Source organism: Mycobacterium lacus (assembly GCF_010731535.1).
GTDB lineage: Bacteria > Actinomycetota > Actinomycetes > Mycobacteriales > Mycobacteriaceae > Mycobacterium > Mycobacterium lacus.
The window spans coordinates 4700637-4714657 of sequence record NZ_AP022581.1 but is presented as its reverse complement, the minus strand read 5'-3'; the positions used below and the strand labels follow the sequence as shown (position 1 = coordinate 4714657).

Sequence of the window (14021 nt, the reverse complement as noted above, 5' to 3'; positions counted from 1 at the left end):
TTGCATTCAGGATTCCGTCGCGAAGACCGTCGGGGAACCCACGCCACTGCGCAGGCTGCCGTCGAGGTAGGCGGCACGGCAGGCACGGCGCCCGATCTTGCCGCTGGAGGTGCGCGGAATCGTGCCCGCGGATACCAGCAGCACGTCGCGCACGGTCACCCCGTGTCCCACGGCGATGGCCGCCCGGATGTCGTCGGCGATGGGCTGGTAGTCGAGCTTGTGCGCACCGGCGGCGCGCTCCCCGACGATCACCAGCTGCTCGGAGGTGTCCTCGGCGTCGAACTTCAGACCGGCATGTGGGTCGTCGAACACCGTCTGCGGCAATTGGTTAGCGGGCACCGAGAACGCGGCCACATAGCCGACGCGCAACGCCTTGGTCGCCTCCTGCGCGGTGTACTCGAGGTCCTGAGGGTAGTGGTTGCGGCCGTCGATGATGACGAGGTCCTTGATCCGGCCCGCGATGTAGAGATGCCCCTTGAAATAGGTGCCGTAGTCGCCGGTGCGCACCCACAGCCCGTCGTCAGGGGCTCCCTCGGCGTGCGACTCCGGGATCCGCGACTTGAGGATGTTCCGAAACGTCTCGGTCGTCTCCTCTTGCTTACCCCAGTAGCCGACGCCCAGGTTGTTGCCGTGCAACCAGATCTCACCGATCTGACCGTCGGGCAGCTCGCTGGCCGTGTCGACGTCGACGATGACCGCCCATTCGTCGACCCCGACCTTGCCCGCGGAGACCTGCGCGACGGCGTTCGGCGCGTCGGCGGCCACCTCGACGAAGCGCTGGTTGTTCAGCTCGTCGCGGTCGACGTGGATGACCGTAGGAGGCTCGTCCATCGGCGTCGTCGAGACGAACAGCGTCGCCTCGGCCAGACCGTACGACGGCTTGACCGCGGTCTCCTTCAAACCGTAGGGGGCAAACGCGTCAAAGAACTTGCGCATCGACGCCGGCGACACCGGCTCGCTGCCGTTGAGGATCCCCTTGACGTTGCTCAGGTCCAGGGGGGGCTCGTCGTCGCGGGGCAGGCCACGCATCGCGGCGTGTTCGAAGGCGAAGTTCGGCGCGGCCGAGAAGGTGCCGCCGGTCTCCCCCGGCTTGCGTGCCAGTTCGCGGATCCAACGGCCGGGCCGGCGGACGAACGCCGCGGGCGTCATAAAGGTGAAGGGGTGCCCAAGCACCGACGAAAGCAGCACCGTGATCAGGCCCATGTCATGGAAGAACGGCAACCAGCTGACCCCGCGGTCACCTTCACTGCCTTCCAGGGCATTGAGCACCTGCAACACGTTGGTGGGCAGGTTCAGATGGGTGATCTGCACGCCGCTCGGAATTCGGGTCGAGCCGGAGGTGTACTGCAGGTAGGCGGTGGTGCCTTCGCTGGCGTCCGGCTCTTGCCAGGTAGCGGCGACCTCGGTGGGCACCGCGTCGACGGCAATGACACGAGGCCGTTCCTTGGCCGAGCGGTTGCGGATGAACTTGCGGACACCTTCGGCCGAGTCGGTGGTGGTCAGGATCGTGGACGGGGAGCAGTCGTCGAGCACCGCGTGCAGCCGGCCGACGTGACCCGGCTCGGCCGGGTCGAACAACGGCACCGCGATCCGGCCGGAGTACAGCGCGCCGAAGAAGGAAATGAGGTAATCCAGGTTCTGCGGGCACAGGATGGCGATACGGTCACCGGGCTGGGTGACTTGCTGCAGGCGCGCTCCCACGGCGCGGTTGCGGGCGCTGAATTCGGACCACAGTATGTCGCGCGCGACACCGTCGCGTTCGGTGGAGAAGTCCAGGAAACGGTAGGCCAGCTTGTCGCCGCGAACCCTCGCCCATTTTTCGACGTGCCGGACCAGGTTGGTGTTCTCCGGGAACCTGATCTTGCCGTTCACGATGAACGGGTTGTGGTACGCCATGCCGCCCTCTCCTGTCACATCTTCTAAGGTCGGCTCCGCCGACGGTACATCTGCGCGCGGGCCAACCCACGAACGACACTCGCGCCCGCAAGCACCGATCGCTGCCCGCTTCGACCCGATCGGGTCAGCCACAAAGCTCTTAATTTTCTCTTAATGTTAAGGGGCGGCGCGCGGCAGACCAAATCACAAGGTACCGCTGATCGTGCCCGTCACCCGCATACTCACGCCCGCTTCACCCATGCTTGGGGTGTGGCGCGCGGTCAATCAGCCCGTGGGCCCAGTTCAGCGTCCACACCGTCGCCGGCACCCCGTCCAGGTTCCAGAAATCCGGTGTGGCATACATCGCGTGGACCGGCTGCCCGGCGCCACCGGCGAGTGTGCTCAGCGTGGTCGGCAGGTTGGCCGGACTGAACGCCTCCTTGGGAGCGGCACAAATCAGATCGCCGGGGGCGCAGATCTCGTTGGTCGTGCCGTTGAGCGCGCCGAAACCGCCCGGCCGCGGGCCGGTCATGGTCAGGCCGAGGCCCGACAGCACCGGCACCTCAGCGAGGGTGATCTCGGCGCCCTCGCCCTCCGGGTCCGGCCCGATCACGTTGCCCACCCCCTGCTCACGGCGGCCATCGGCGATCAGAGTCACGCCCAGTACCAGGTCGTCGTCGACCGGTCCGCGGCCGTTGCCGATATCGCTGGCGACGTCGCCGGCGATCACCGCACCCTGCGAAAAACCGATCAGCACGTAGCTGGTCAACGGGCACTTGTTGGTCATGTCCGTCAGCGCGGCCACCATCGCGCGGGTGCCCTCCGCCCGGCTGTCGTTGTAGGACATTTGACCGTCGGCGCTCATCGGATTGTGGAACTGCGCGGTGTAGGCAACCGTGTACGTCTGCACCCGCGCGGGGGCAAACTGCTGGGCGATCGGCCCAGTCACGTTGAGCAGCAACGCCTTCGGGTTCGCCGTCGGGGCGAGCGGGTTGTCCTGCGGGGACGATTCCCAGGTACCGGGAACGGCCACCAACTCGACGTCGGGGCAGGAGGCGTCCTGAAACGCGGGTCGGGGCTTGTGCGGGTGGGTTGTGGTCGAACCCGGGGGCAAGACGCCGGGCGGCACCGCGGTGGGCGGGTATTTAGGGCTGCGCAGCATGATCACCACGGCCACGATGACCAGCGCCACCACTGCGGCCATCGTGCAGGCTGCGATCCAGGCGAGGATTCGGTGACGTTTACGCCGGGCGTTGTTGGCCATGTTCTCCTGCTAACAGAGTCGGTAGGTCGCGTCGGGAGTGCGGTGGGGGGTAACGCGCACCTTCGCGCCCTAACTCACCCGCGCAGCGTGTGACGGGGACGTACCGCGCTCTGCCGCGCCAATTACACGGTACCGGGCCCGTCCGTCCGCGGGCGTCGCCAGCCGGCGGGCGCCGCCCGACTAGCGAATGGCGCCGACGATGTCGCCCGACATGGCACCCAGCTGCGCTGACCACGAGCCCCAACCGTTGTCACCGCCGCCCGGGAAGTCGAAGTGCCCGTTGTGCCCGCCGACGCTTCGGTACTGCTGGTAGAACATCCGGCTGTTGCCCATCGCCTCCCCGGCCTGGCCGATCATGGCGGCGGGATCACTTGCCCCCATATTGGTCGGACTCCAGACCCAAACCCGGGTGTTGTTCTGCGCCAGCAACGCGGCGTGCACGTACGGGTCGTGCCACTTCCACCGGCCCAACTGTGGGGCCCCCCACATTCCGTTGCCGTCCACGCCGCCGAACTGCTGCAGGCCAGCGAGGATCGAACCGTTGGTGGTGGTGTTGGACGGGTACAAAAACCCGGATAACGAGCCGGCGAAGCCGAACCGGTCGGGGTGGAAGGCGGCCAGAGCCATCGCCCCATAGCCACCCTGCGAAGCGCCGACGGCGGCATGGCCCCCGGGCGCCAGGCCCCGATTGGCTGCCAGCCAATCGGGCAGCTCGCCCGACAGGAAGGTGTCCCACTGCTTACTGCCGTCCTGCTCCCAATTGGTGTACATGCTGAACGCGCCACCCGCCGGCGCTACCACCGAGATCCCCTTGCCGGCAAGCGTGTTCATCGCATTGCCCGCGGTGACCCAGTTGCTGACGTCCGGGCCGGCGTTGAAGGCGTCCAGCAGGTACACCGCGTGCGGGCCGCCGGACATGAAGGCCACCGGGATGTCACGGCCCATCGCGCCCGACGGCACCATCAGGGTCTCGTAGCCCGCGGCCCGGGCCTCGCCCGCGGATCCCGTCGTCAGCGTGACACCGCCCAACCCGATCGACAGCGCGACAACACAGAGCAACCGCAGCAGCGCCGACAAGCCCCTCATGTCCACCTCCCTCGTCTATCGCTGCGCGCACAGCGATCCAGCTCCCGCGGCAAACCCCGGCTCGCAAGGTAGCTAACCACACCGCGCCCGATGGGATAAAGGGCTAACGGCGGCGACCCCGAGGGTCGCCGCCGTTAGTTGTGTTGCCGTCAGCCCAGGATTACTTAGGTGCCCTGGTGGTTGGTGCCGTTACCGCCGTTGTTGGGTGTGGCGCCCAGCGTCTGCTGCAGATCGGGCTTCATGGCCTGCAGCTGCGCACCCCAGTACTCCCAGCTGTGGGTGCCGCTGTCCGGGAAGTTGAAGCTGGCATTGTGGCCACCGCCGGCGTTGTAGGCGTCCTGGAACTTGATGTTGCTGGTCCGCACGAAGCCCTCGAGGAACTTGGCGGGCAGGTTGTTGCCCCCCAGATCCGACGGCTTGCCGTTGCCGCAGTAGACCCAGAGGCGGGTGTTGTTCGCGATCAACTTGCCGACGTTCAGCAACGGGTCGTTTCGCTGCCACGCCGGGTCGTCCTTCGGGCCCCACATGTCGGAGGCCTTGAAGCCGCCGGCGTCACCCATCGCGAGGCCGATCAGCGAGGGACCCATCGCCTGGGAGGGGTCGAGCAGACCCGACATCGCGCCCGCGTAGACGAACTGCGCCGGGTGGTAGATCGCCAACGTGAGCGCCGAGGAGGCGGCCATCGAAAGGCCGATCGCGGCACTGCCCGTGGGCTTGACCTGACGATTGCTCTGCAGCCACTGCGGCAGCTCGCTGGTCAGGAACGTCTCCCACTTGTAGGTCTGGCAGCCGGCCTTGCCGCAGGCGGGCTGGTACCAGTCGGTGTAGAAGCTGGACTGCCCACCGACCGGCATGATCACCGACAGGCCCGACTGGTAGTACCACTCGAACGCGGGGGTGTTGATGTCCCAGCCGTTGAAGTCGTCCTGCGCGCGCAGGCCGTCGAGCAGGTAGATCGCCGGCGAGTTGGGGCCGCCGCTTTGGAACTGGACCTTGATGTCGCGGCCCATTGACGGCGACGGCACCTGCAGGTACTCCACCGGCAGGCCCGGCCGGGAGAACGCGCCGGCGGTCGCCGAGCCCCCGACGACGCCGATCAGACCCGACAGGAGGGCCGCACCGGCGATCCCTATCACGAGTCGGCGCGGCATGCCCGTCACGGCACCGCGAACTCTGTCAACAAGCTTCATTCTTGCTTCCTCATCCTCATCCGTTTAAGCGCAACCGTGTGCTTGGGGCGCGTCCTGAATTAGGCCGGACTGCGTGCGCGAGGCGCCGCAGTGCCCGTGTAGTCAACCACAACTTTGGGTGTGCTTTCCCCTCGAGCGGGTCGCCGAGACGGCGATTTGGCGGCAATTCAGGGCGATTTTCACGCTTCACACGCCGGCCGGAAACGGCATTTCCGCATGTGCCGGCCGTTCATTGCGGCCTGGTGAAGACTCAATTGTGATGTTGCTGTCAGTATTCTCACCGCGCGGCGACCCGATGGCCTCGGGCGGGCAGTCGATGTTGCCCGAAATTGCGGCCGGCTCGCTAACCTCGATTTTTCGCGCTGCTTGATGGGTGGGGTGTGAGCGGGGTTCTGGCCGGCTGGTGACGCCGATTCTGGCAGGTGGGTGCGACAGGTCGCCGGCTGTCGTGCCGGTGGGCGGGCTTCCTGGGGGCCGGGGTCTTTCGTCTGGTCGGGTCAGGGAGGTCGGGTGGTTAGGTGAAGGCGGCGCGGATGCGAATCCAGGCGGCGGTGATGGCCTTGGCCCAGCGCCAGGTGGCGTCGATGCGCAGGCGAACCTGGCGGGCGCCGCGGGTGATGCGGGCGGCCACGTGCAGCACCCGGTAGCGGAAGGCGGCGATCTCGCAGCGCGCCAGGTCCGGGTCCTCGGTGAAGCCGATCAGTTTGGTCCAGGCGATCAGATCGGTGGCTGCCAGGACGATTTCAAGCCAGGCGGCATTGGCGTCAAAAGCACTGAACGGTAGATTCCGCAGGCCGGTGGCTTTGGCTTGGCGGATGCGGTCTTCCACCCGGGCGTGTTGGCGGTGGCGCAACTCCAGGCCGGCCAGCTGGCCGGGGATGGCCCCGTCGGCGGTGTCGGTGAGAAACCCGGTGACCCGGTGGCCGTCAGAATCGGTGAACCGCAACTGGGCGCCGGGGTGCGGGCGCTCCTTGCGTAGGACCAACCGCGTGCCGGCCGGCCAAGCCGACAGATCCACCAGATCGGTGGCCTCGGCGACCAGGCGCCGTCGCGGATGGCGCCGTCGGTGTCGATGGCCGGATACCAGGCATCGGCGTCGTTGAGGATCTCGACAGCGTTTTGCACGCGGGAGTCGATGACCGCGCCCAAGGAGAACCCACGTGCGCGGTACGGCAGGCCGCGGCGAACCCGTAGGTGGCCCCGGCCGAATCCGAGCGGATCAACACCGCCGGCCCGTCGGGGTTGTCCGGGTCGGGACGGTAGGCCGCCGGTAGCGATTCCAGCGCCTGCTCAAGAACGGTGATGTGGTCGGCGGTGGTGTTCGAGCCGGCGTTGCCTGCGCGCAGCAACCCGGCCAAGGCCTCCCCGGCGGCGATGTCGGGACGGTCCAAAAACACCAGCAGCGGGTGGAATCCGAAGGTTTTCTTCCAGGTCGCTGCCGCGTTTTCCTTGTTGTCGGAATGATCAACGCAGATGGTGGCATCGACATCCAGGTGCAGCCACCCACCGTGCTCGGGGCCGCCCGGCCGCCCACGCCTGGGCGCGGGCATGCGCGCGGGCCGCCCGAATCCCCGGCAGATGCGCGGCGTCGATGCGCTCATCAACCAACCGCCACAGCGTGCTCGTCGAGGCCACCGGCCCGAACGCCTGCTGGCGGTCACCCACAATGCGCCGACCGAATCGATGCAGTCCGCGCCGTCGGCCACCGCCGCGGCCAGATCAGCGAACACCACCCCGGGTGCATGCATCCACGGCCCCCGGTAGGTATCGGCCAACACGGCTGTGACCTGCGACGACAGCCCGGTCAGATCGGCGACCTCCCGCAGCATGCCCACCCCGGCATGCGACACGACACCGGCACCGTCGGCTGATACTTTCACCCGCGGACCCGCTGCGCTACCGTTCACTTAGAAAGTGCCTCCCCGCTGGATACTGACGACTTGAAGAAACCTCATTATCCATTGCAGGACAGGCACTTTCGCTAACTCAACACCGTGTCACGCACAGTTTCGCGAAAAATCCGGGCTAACGCTCAGTCGTGCGGACCGACTGAAGTGGGGCCGCCCCCCTCGGGCACCTCGAGCCCGCACCTGATGAGTTCATAGAGCGGAACGCGGTCGATCCGGTATTGGGTGAACTCGTAGGAATGCAGCACGTTGGAGATGAACCGGTGCAGGTTCATCGGCGCCCGTACCGAGTTCAGCGCCGCCTGGGTCGCCGGGCATTGCAGAGCCGCCACCGCCTCGGCGACCCATTGCTGGTCGAGATAACCAGGGATACCCGGGTACACCTTGACCCACGGCCCGTCGGCGACCACCCAGTCCGGGAAGAGGTTCTTGTCGTGCCCGATCCGGCCATGCCGCAGCCGGTCGGTGTGTTGCGCGAGTGGGTTTGCCAGCCCAATCTGATCGATCACCCTGACATCGAGCCCGACGTTCATGCCCAGCATGCCGAGGTTAGTGAAGAACACAGTGTGTTGCGGCTTTTGGGGTGCCCTATCGTCCGCTGCGGTTCCCGGAGCCGGCTGGAGCATCGGCACGAGGTCCCATTGATTGTAGTTGCCAGACGGCAGCAGCAACGCCCCCTCCGGGGTGTTGTTGATCGCGGTGAGGACGGCGGCCATCCTCGGGTAATCGAGATAGTCGGCGGCGGTCAGCGGATGCGCGTGCCCGGTCGCCTGTGCATAGAAGCGGCGCTCGTCGACGATCCCCGAATAGGTCACATGCGTCGCGTCGTCACCCATCCCCGGCGAATTCGCCGCCCACAGCGACCAACCCGCGACCCCCAGCCACAACAGGCTGACCGCACCGGCCAGCCAATAGCCGGTCTCCCGCGAGTAGTCCTTTCCGTCGGGCACCACCACGGGAATGACAGCCACCGGAGCCAGCAAACAAAGCAGCGCCGCCAGCAATACCCGGCCGTGCATGAAGTCGCCGCCCTGCCGGATCCAATACACCCCCTGCAGCAGGCCGCTGACGAGGATGAAGGCCACGACCGCCGGCGGGCTCTGCACGGCCCGGGCCACCCGGCCGTAGTCGGGCGTTACCACAGGACGCAAAAACGACGGCCGGCGCCGTGCAAACATCAACAGCAGGCCCAGCGGCACCAACAGCACCAACGGCACCCAAAGCGCATACGGCCGGTTGAAGTTGGCCAGGTAGACCATGCCTTGTGACCACTTGTCGCCGGCGGCGTCTTTGGCCAGGGCGGTACCGGGCACCAGCAGCGCGTAGTAGCCCATCCGGAAGATCTGGTAGGCCAGCGGCAGAGCGCCTCCGGCCGCCACGATCAGTACGCGACGGCGCCAGCTGCGGGCCGCGACCAGCATCATGATCAGCGCGAGCCCGCCCGTCAGCGCCAGTTCGGGCCGGACAAATACACTGCATCCGGCGACGAAAGCCAGCGTCCCGGTGAACACCCGGCCCTCCGGTCGCAGCCGCAACGGCTGCGACCAGCAGACCAACATCCACCACAACAGCCCCAGATAGGCCAGCACCAGCCCGCTTTCCAGCCCGGACGTGGCGAAGTCGCGCGCCGGCGGCACCGCGATGTACACCAACGCCCCGGCCGGCAGCATGATCGCGCGACGGCCCCGCAGGCTGGGCGCATACAACCGGCCCGTCCCCAACATGAACAGCCCCATACCCACCACGGAGAGCGTTAAGGCCATGGCCAGGGCTACGTACTCCATGCGCATCGGCCCGCCGACCCAGCTCCCCGCGTACAGCAGATACGTCCACGCCGTCGAGGTGTTCGCCTCCACCCGCTCGCCCATGTTGAACACCGGCCCGTTGCCGGCCAACAGATTGCGCACGGTGCGCAGCACGATCAGCCCGTCGTCGGCGATCCAGCGTCGCTGCCAGCTCCCCCAGGCGAACAGCGCCGCGACCACCGCCACGCTGATCCACAGGCTAGCCCGGACCGTGGCGTGGTAGGGGAATACCGGCCGGCTGACCCGCCTCACCGCGGGCCGCCGGGTCGGCATCACCCCGACCGCGAGCGCTCCGAGTTTGGTGCTAGCCGAAGGCAACCGCGGCACCAACCGTCGCGATCCATGCGAGCGCCAGCAGCTGCAACACCCGGTCACGCAGTGCGATGTCTTCGGGCTCTCCCGCCAGCCCGCCATCGACGTCCACCGCGTAGCGCAGGATTGCGATGGTGAACGGGACCATCGACACCGCGAACCAGGGTCCCGAATGGCGGTCACGCTCGAACGCCCACAGTCCGTAGCACACCACCACCGCGGTGGCCGACAACGTCCAGACGAACCGCAGATAGGTGCTGGTGTAGCTTTCCAGCGCCTTACGGATCTTGGCGCCGGTGCGCTCGGCCAGTTGCAGCTCGGCGTAGCGCTTGCCCGCCACCATGAACAGCGACCCGAACGCCACGAACAGCAAAAACCACTGCGACAGCGGGATTTTGGTGGCCACACCCCCGGCGATGGCCCGGAGCAAATATGCCGACGACACGATGCAGATGTCCATCACCGCTTGGTGTTTGAGGCCGAAGCAGTAACCCAGCTGCATGGCGATGTAGACGGCCATCACCAGTGCCAGGTTCGGCGCCAGCTGCCAGGAGATCACCAGCGCGGCGACCCCCAGCCCGGCCGCCAGGGAATAGGCCAGCCACTCGGGCACGACGCCCGCCGCGATCGGCCGGAACCGCTTGGTGGGGTGCTCGCGGTCGGCGTCGACGTCGCGCACGTCGTTGATCAAGTAGATCGCCGAGGCCGCCAGGCAGAACACCACGAACGCCAGGGATACCTTGGCCAGCACCTCGGCGTAGTCGTAGCGGACCGGGCCGCCCAACGCGGCCAGCGGCGCCGCCAGCACCAAGACGTTCTTCACCCATTGGCGCGGGCGCATTGCCCTGACCACGCCACTGACCAGGTTCGCCGGAGGTCCGGCCACGGAAGCCTCCAGGTCTTCACTCATTCGGTCACACCTCCGTCGACTCGGGCCGCGATGGCTGCGATGGCGGCGCCGAGGGCTATGCCGACGGCCACGTCGCTGGGATAGTGCACGCCCAGCAGTATTCGCGACAGCGCCATCGGCGGCACCAGCACCGCGGCGGTCATCCCTTTGCGCAGCCCGGTGGCTCTGCCCAGCAAGATGGCCGCGGCCGTGGTCGATGTGGCATGCGCCGACGGGAAGCTCAGCTGGCTGGGTGTGCCGACATTGACCACGATGGCCGGGTGCTGCGGCCGCCGGCGCCGCACCAGCCGCTTGACCAGCACAGCGGCCGCATGGGCGACGAGGGAACCGGCCCCGGCCACCACCCAATCCCGGCGCCGCCGCGGCGCCAGGACCGCACCCAGCAGCGACACGGCCACCCAGCCGATGCTGTGTTCGCCGAAGTGGGAAAGTCCGCGCGCCGCGGTGAGCACACCCGGGCGGTCAGCCAGCGCCGACTGAACGGCCACCATGGCGGCCACTTCGCCACGTGGGGCCCCTAAAGGGGGGGGTTCAGGCATGCTCACGCTCGTTGTGGGGCAGCAACGCGGTCTCCCACTTTTGCTTGCTGGACAGCACCGGCAACGCGTCGCGGTACACCCTGCGCATCTCGTCGAACCGGCGAGCCAGTTGCCGCTGGCGGCGCAGCGACTTGAACAGCAACGACAGCATCTTGGCCCGATCACGCTGGCGATACACCACGCCGCATCCATCCGCCGTGGTGACGGTGACGCCGTCGACCGTGCACAACCGGAACCAGCGCGCGTCCTGGGTCGGCACATTGAACTCCGGGCGCACGTGGTGTGCCGGGTCGGCGGCGGTCGCGTTGTGCAATATTCCGCGGGCCAGCCGGTAGCCGATGGACAACGGATTCACCGGTGGCTTCATCACCTTGTTCCTGTGCAACGGCGGCGGCAGCTCGCTGGCCGCGGGCAGCACGACCGCGTCCGGGAATTCCTTGCGCATCCGGTGTACCTCCGGCAGCGCCGATTCCAGGATCGAGAAGATGTGCTCCGGGCCGGCGAGGAAGTCGTCGATCGCCTTGTTCTGGATGGCCACCGTCGAATATTCCAGGCAGGCAAGGTGTTTCAACGTTGCCTTGAAGTGGCTGCGGACCAGCCCGGTTACGTCACCGTCCCAGTGCAGCGCCGCGACCACCAACCGGTTGCGCAGATGGAAGTAGGCCTGCCAGTCGATGGCGTCGTCCTTGTCGCTCCACGCCATGTGCCAGATCGCCGCGCCGGGCAGCGTGACCGTCGGGTAACCGTGCTCGGCGGCGCGCAGCCCGTAGTCGGCGTCGTCCCATTTGATGAACAGCGGCAGCGGCTGGCCCAGCTCCTCGGCGACCTGCCGCGGGATCATGCAGGTCCACCAGCCGTTGTAGTCGACGTCGATGCGCCGGTGCAGGAGCTTGCTTCTGTCGTTGTTGTCGTTCAGTGGGTATTCGGCGAAGTCGTGGTCGTACTCGGCATGCGGCGCCGCCGTCCACATGAAGTTCGACCGGTTCACGACCTCGCCCATGATGTGCAGGTGCGACGGCTCCTGCAGGTTGAGCATCTGACCGCCCACCAGCATCGGGGCCTTCGCGAACCGGTGCATGGCCAGCACCCGCAGAATCGAGTCGGGCTCGATGCGGATGTCGTCGTCCATGAACAGGATCTGTTGGCAATCGGTGTTTTTCAGCGCCTCGTACATCACCCGGCTGTAGCCGCCGGAACCGCCCAGGTTGGGCTGGTCGTGGACGGAGAGCCGAGTGCCCAGCCGGGCGGCCGCGGCGGGGAAGTCCGGATGATCGCGGACCTTGCGGGTGCCCTGATCGGGCACGATCACCGCGCCGATCACCTCGTCCACCAGCGGGTCCGCGGTGAGCTCCGCCAGCGCGTTGGCGCAGTCGGCGGGGCGGTTGAACGTCGGGATGCCTACCGCGATGTTGGCCCTTCCCGGCGCCGGGGTGGTGGCGTACCAACCGCCGCTGAGCAGCGTGACCTTGGTGTCGGTGGTGATGTCGAACCAGATCCAGCCGCCGTCCTCGAACGGTTGCAGCCCGACCTCGACCTCCACCACCTGAGGCTGATCCTCGCAGCCGGTGAACGCGCGGCCCTCGACGAAGATGCGCGCCCCGGTGGCCTTGGTCCGGTAGACGTCCACTCGTCCGGCACCGGTCAGCTCGGCGCGTAACACCACCGACTCGCAGGTCGTCCAGCGGCGCCAGTAGCTGGCCGGGAAGGCGTTGAAATACGTGGCGAACGACACCTCGGACTCCGCACCGATCCGCAGGGTGGTGCGGCTCACCGCATGCGCGCGCCGGGAGTTGGTGGGCGACTCCTCCAGGTACAGCTTGCGCACGTCGAGGGGTTCACCCGGCCGCGGCAGGATGATTCGGGAAAGCAGGCTCACCGCAGTCATGCCGAGGCTTCCTCGTCACCGAGCGGGACACCGTCACGCAGGTGCGGCGCCAGGACGTTTTCGTACATGTTCAAAGCGCTGGCGATGGCCATATGCATATCCAGATATTGGTAGGTGCCCAAGCGTCCGCCGAAAAGTACCTTCGCTGACGCGGTCTCGGATTTCGCCCTGGCCCGATAGGCGGTCAACAGGGCGCGGTCGGCCTCGGTGTTGATCGGATAGTAGGGCTCGTCCTCGTCTTCGGCGAACCGGGAGTATTCCCGCATGATCACCGTCTTGTCGGTCGGGTAATCGCGCTCGGGGTGGAAGTGGCGGAACTCGTGGATGCGCGTGTACGGGACGTCGAGATCGTTGTAGTTCATCACCGGGGTGCCTTGAAAATCACCGCAGTCCCCGAGCACCTCTACTTCGAAGTCGAGAGTGCGCCAGCCCAGCCGGCCCTCGGCATAGTCGAAGTAGCGGTCCAACGGGCCGGTGTAGACCACCGGGGCTTGCGGACTGTCATTGCGCAGTTCGTCGCGGACGTCGAACCAGTCGGTGCCGAGCCTGACCTCGATGCGGTCGTCGGCGGCCATGTTCTGTAGCCACGCGGTGTAGCCGTCGACCGGCAGCCCCTCGTAGGTGTCGCTGAAGTACCGGTTGTCGAAGGTGTAGCGCACCGGCAGCCGGGTGATATTGGCCGCGGGAAGTTCCTTGGGGTCGGTCTGCCACTGCTTGGCGGTGTAGCCCTTGACGAAAGCCTCGTAGAGCGGCCGGCCGATCAGCGAGATCGCCTTCTCCTCCAAGTTCTGCGCGTCGGCGGTCTTGATCTCGGCGGCCTGTTCGGCGATGAGTTGGCGCGCTTCGTCGGGAGTGAAGTACCTGCCGAAGAACTGCGAGACCAGCCCCAGCCCCATCGGGAATTGGTAGGCCTGCCCGTTGTGCATCGCGAACACCCGGTGCTGGTAACCGGTGAAGTCGGTGAACTGCCGCACGTAATCCCACACCTTCTTGTTGGAGGTGTGAAACAGGTGCGCGCCGTACTTGTGGACTTCGATGCCGGTTTGCGGCTCGGGTTCGGAGTAGGCGTTGCCGCCGATGTGCGGGCGCCTCTCGACGACAAGGACACGCTTGTCGAGTTGGGTAGCCACGCGCTCGGCAATCGTCAGGCCGAAGAATCCGGAGCCGACGACGAAGAGGTCGAAACGAGCGGTCATCGGTTGCCTAGGGTATCTGACCTTGCTGCCAAAACCCGACTTGGCGGCGCGT

The 14021-nt window shown here is 66.9% G+C and carries 11 protein-coding genes; all 11 read right to left on the bottom strand.

The window, feature by feature from the left end; genetic code table 11:
- Positions 1-6: 6 nt before the first annotated feature.
- The 11 genes from fadD32 to glf all read right to left on the bottom strand — a co-directional run bounded on the left by fadD32 (position 7) and on the right by glf (position 13969).
- A complete protein-coding gene (fadD32, locus tag G6N24_RS21755) occupies positions 7-1896 on the bottom strand; it encodes a long-chain-fatty-acid--AMP ligase FadD32 (protein WP_085162432.1) in 1890 nt (629 codons plus the stop codon).
- Positions 1897-2128: 232 nt separating this feature from the next.
- Complete coding sequence (culp6, locus tag G6N24_RS21750; RefSeq protein ID WP_085162431.1) at positions 2129-3139, bottom strand: carboxylesterase Culp6; 1011 nt, start codon at positions 3137-3139, stop codon at positions 2129-2131.
- A gap of 180 nt (positions 3140-3319) precedes the next feature.
- On the bottom strand, positions 3320-4225 hold the full coding sequence (locus tag G6N24_RS21745; protein ID WP_085162430.1) for an esterase family protein: 906 nt from the start codon (positions 4223-4225) through the stop codon (positions 3320-3322).
- 164 nt (positions 4226-4389) lie between these two features.
- Entirely contained in the window at positions 4390-5415 is a 1026-nt protein-coding gene (ag85A, locus tag G6N24_RS21740; RefSeq protein ID WP_085162429.1) for a diacylglycerol acyltransferase/mycolyltransferase Ag85A, read from the bottom strand.
- Between the two features lie 514 nt (positions 5416-5929).
- Positions 5930-6361 (bottom strand): transposase, encoded by a 432-nt coding sequence (locus G6N24_RS25970; RefSeq protein ID WP_407938681.1) that lies wholly within the window; start codon positions 6359-6361, stop codon positions 5930-5932.
- Positions 6342-7295: a transposase gene (locus tag G6N24_RS21735; protein WP_407938680.1), complete on the bottom strand. Its 954-nt coding sequence runs from the start codon at positions 7293-7295 to the stop codon at positions 6342-6344. The genes G6N24_RS25970 and G6N24_RS21735 overlap by 20 nt, the downstream gene beginning before the upstream one ends.
- Before the next feature lie 152 nt (positions 7296-7447).
- A complete protein-coding gene (gene aftB / locus G6N24_RS21730; RefSeq protein WP_269151263.1) occupies positions 7448-9445 on the bottom strand; it encodes a terminal beta-(1->2)-arabinofuranosyltransferase in 1998 nt (665 codons plus the stop codon).
- On the bottom strand, positions 9432-10349 hold the full coding sequence (locus tag G6N24_RS21725; RefSeq protein ID WP_085162727.1) for a decaprenyl-phosphate phosphoribosyltransferase: 918 nt from the start codon (positions 10347-10349) through the stop codon (positions 9432-9434). Before G6N24_RS21725 ends, aftB begins: the two co-directional genes overlap by 14 nt.
- The gene (locus G6N24_RS21720; protein ID WP_085162726.1) at positions 10346-10888 is read right to left on the bottom strand and encodes a phosphatase PAP2 family protein; all 543 of its coding nucleotides are present in this window, start codon (positions 10886-10888) and stop codon (positions 10346-10348) included. The genes G6N24_RS21725 and G6N24_RS21720 overlap by 4 nt, the downstream gene beginning before the upstream one ends.
- Positions 10881-12773 (bottom strand): glycosyltransferase, encoded by a 1893-nt coding sequence (locus G6N24_RS21715; RefSeq protein WP_085162725.1) that lies wholly within the window; start codon positions 12771-12773, stop codon positions 10881-10883. Before G6N24_RS21715 ends, G6N24_RS21720 begins: the two co-directional genes overlap by 8 nt.
- The gene (gene glf, locus G6N24_RS21710) at positions 12770-13969 is read right to left on the bottom strand and encodes a UDP-galactopyranose mutase (protein ID WP_085162724.1); all 1200 of its coding nucleotides are present in this window, start codon (positions 13967-13969) and stop codon (positions 12770-12772) included. Before glf ends, G6N24_RS21715 begins: the two co-directional genes overlap by 4 nt.
- Between the last annotated feature and the right edge of the window lie 52 nt (positions 13970-14021).

What these genes read in the sequence shown, in the direction of transcription:
- G6N24_RS21745 (WP_085162430.1), bottom strand. Translation starts at nt 4,225, where the DNA reads ATGAGGGGCTTGTCGGCGCTGCTGCGGTTGCTCTGTGTTGTCGCGCTG.
- G6N24_RS21720 (WP_085162726.1), bottom strand. Translation starts at nt 10,888, where the DNA reads ATGCCTGAACCCCCCCCTTTAGGGGCCCCACGTGGCGAAGTGGCCGCC.
- G6N24_RS21725 (WP_085162727.1), bottom strand. Translation starts at nt 10,349, where the DNA reads ATGAGTGAAGACCTGGAGGCTTCCGTGGCCGGACCTCCGGCGAACCTG.
- fadD32 (WP_085162432.1), bottom strand. Translation starts at nt 1,896, where the DNA reads ATGGCGTACCACAACCCGTTCATCGTGAACGGCAAGATCAGGTTCCCG.
- glf (WP_085162724.1), bottom strand. Translation starts at nt 13,969, where the DNA reads ATGACCGCTCGTTTCGACCTCTTCGTCGTCGGCTCCGGATTCTTCGGC.
- culp6 (WP_085162431.1), bottom strand. Translation starts at nt 3,139, where the DNA reads ATGGCCAACAACGCCCGGCGTAAACGTCACCGAATCCTCGCCTGGATC.
- ag85A (WP_085162429.1), bottom strand. Translation starts at nt 5,415, where the DNA reads ATGAAGCTTGTTGACAGAGTTCGCGGTGCCGTGACGGGCATGCCGCGC.
- G6N24_RS21715 (WP_085162725.1), bottom strand. Translation starts at nt 12,773, where the DNA reads ATGACTGCGGTGAGCCTGCTTTCCCGAATCATCCTGCCGCGGCCGGGT.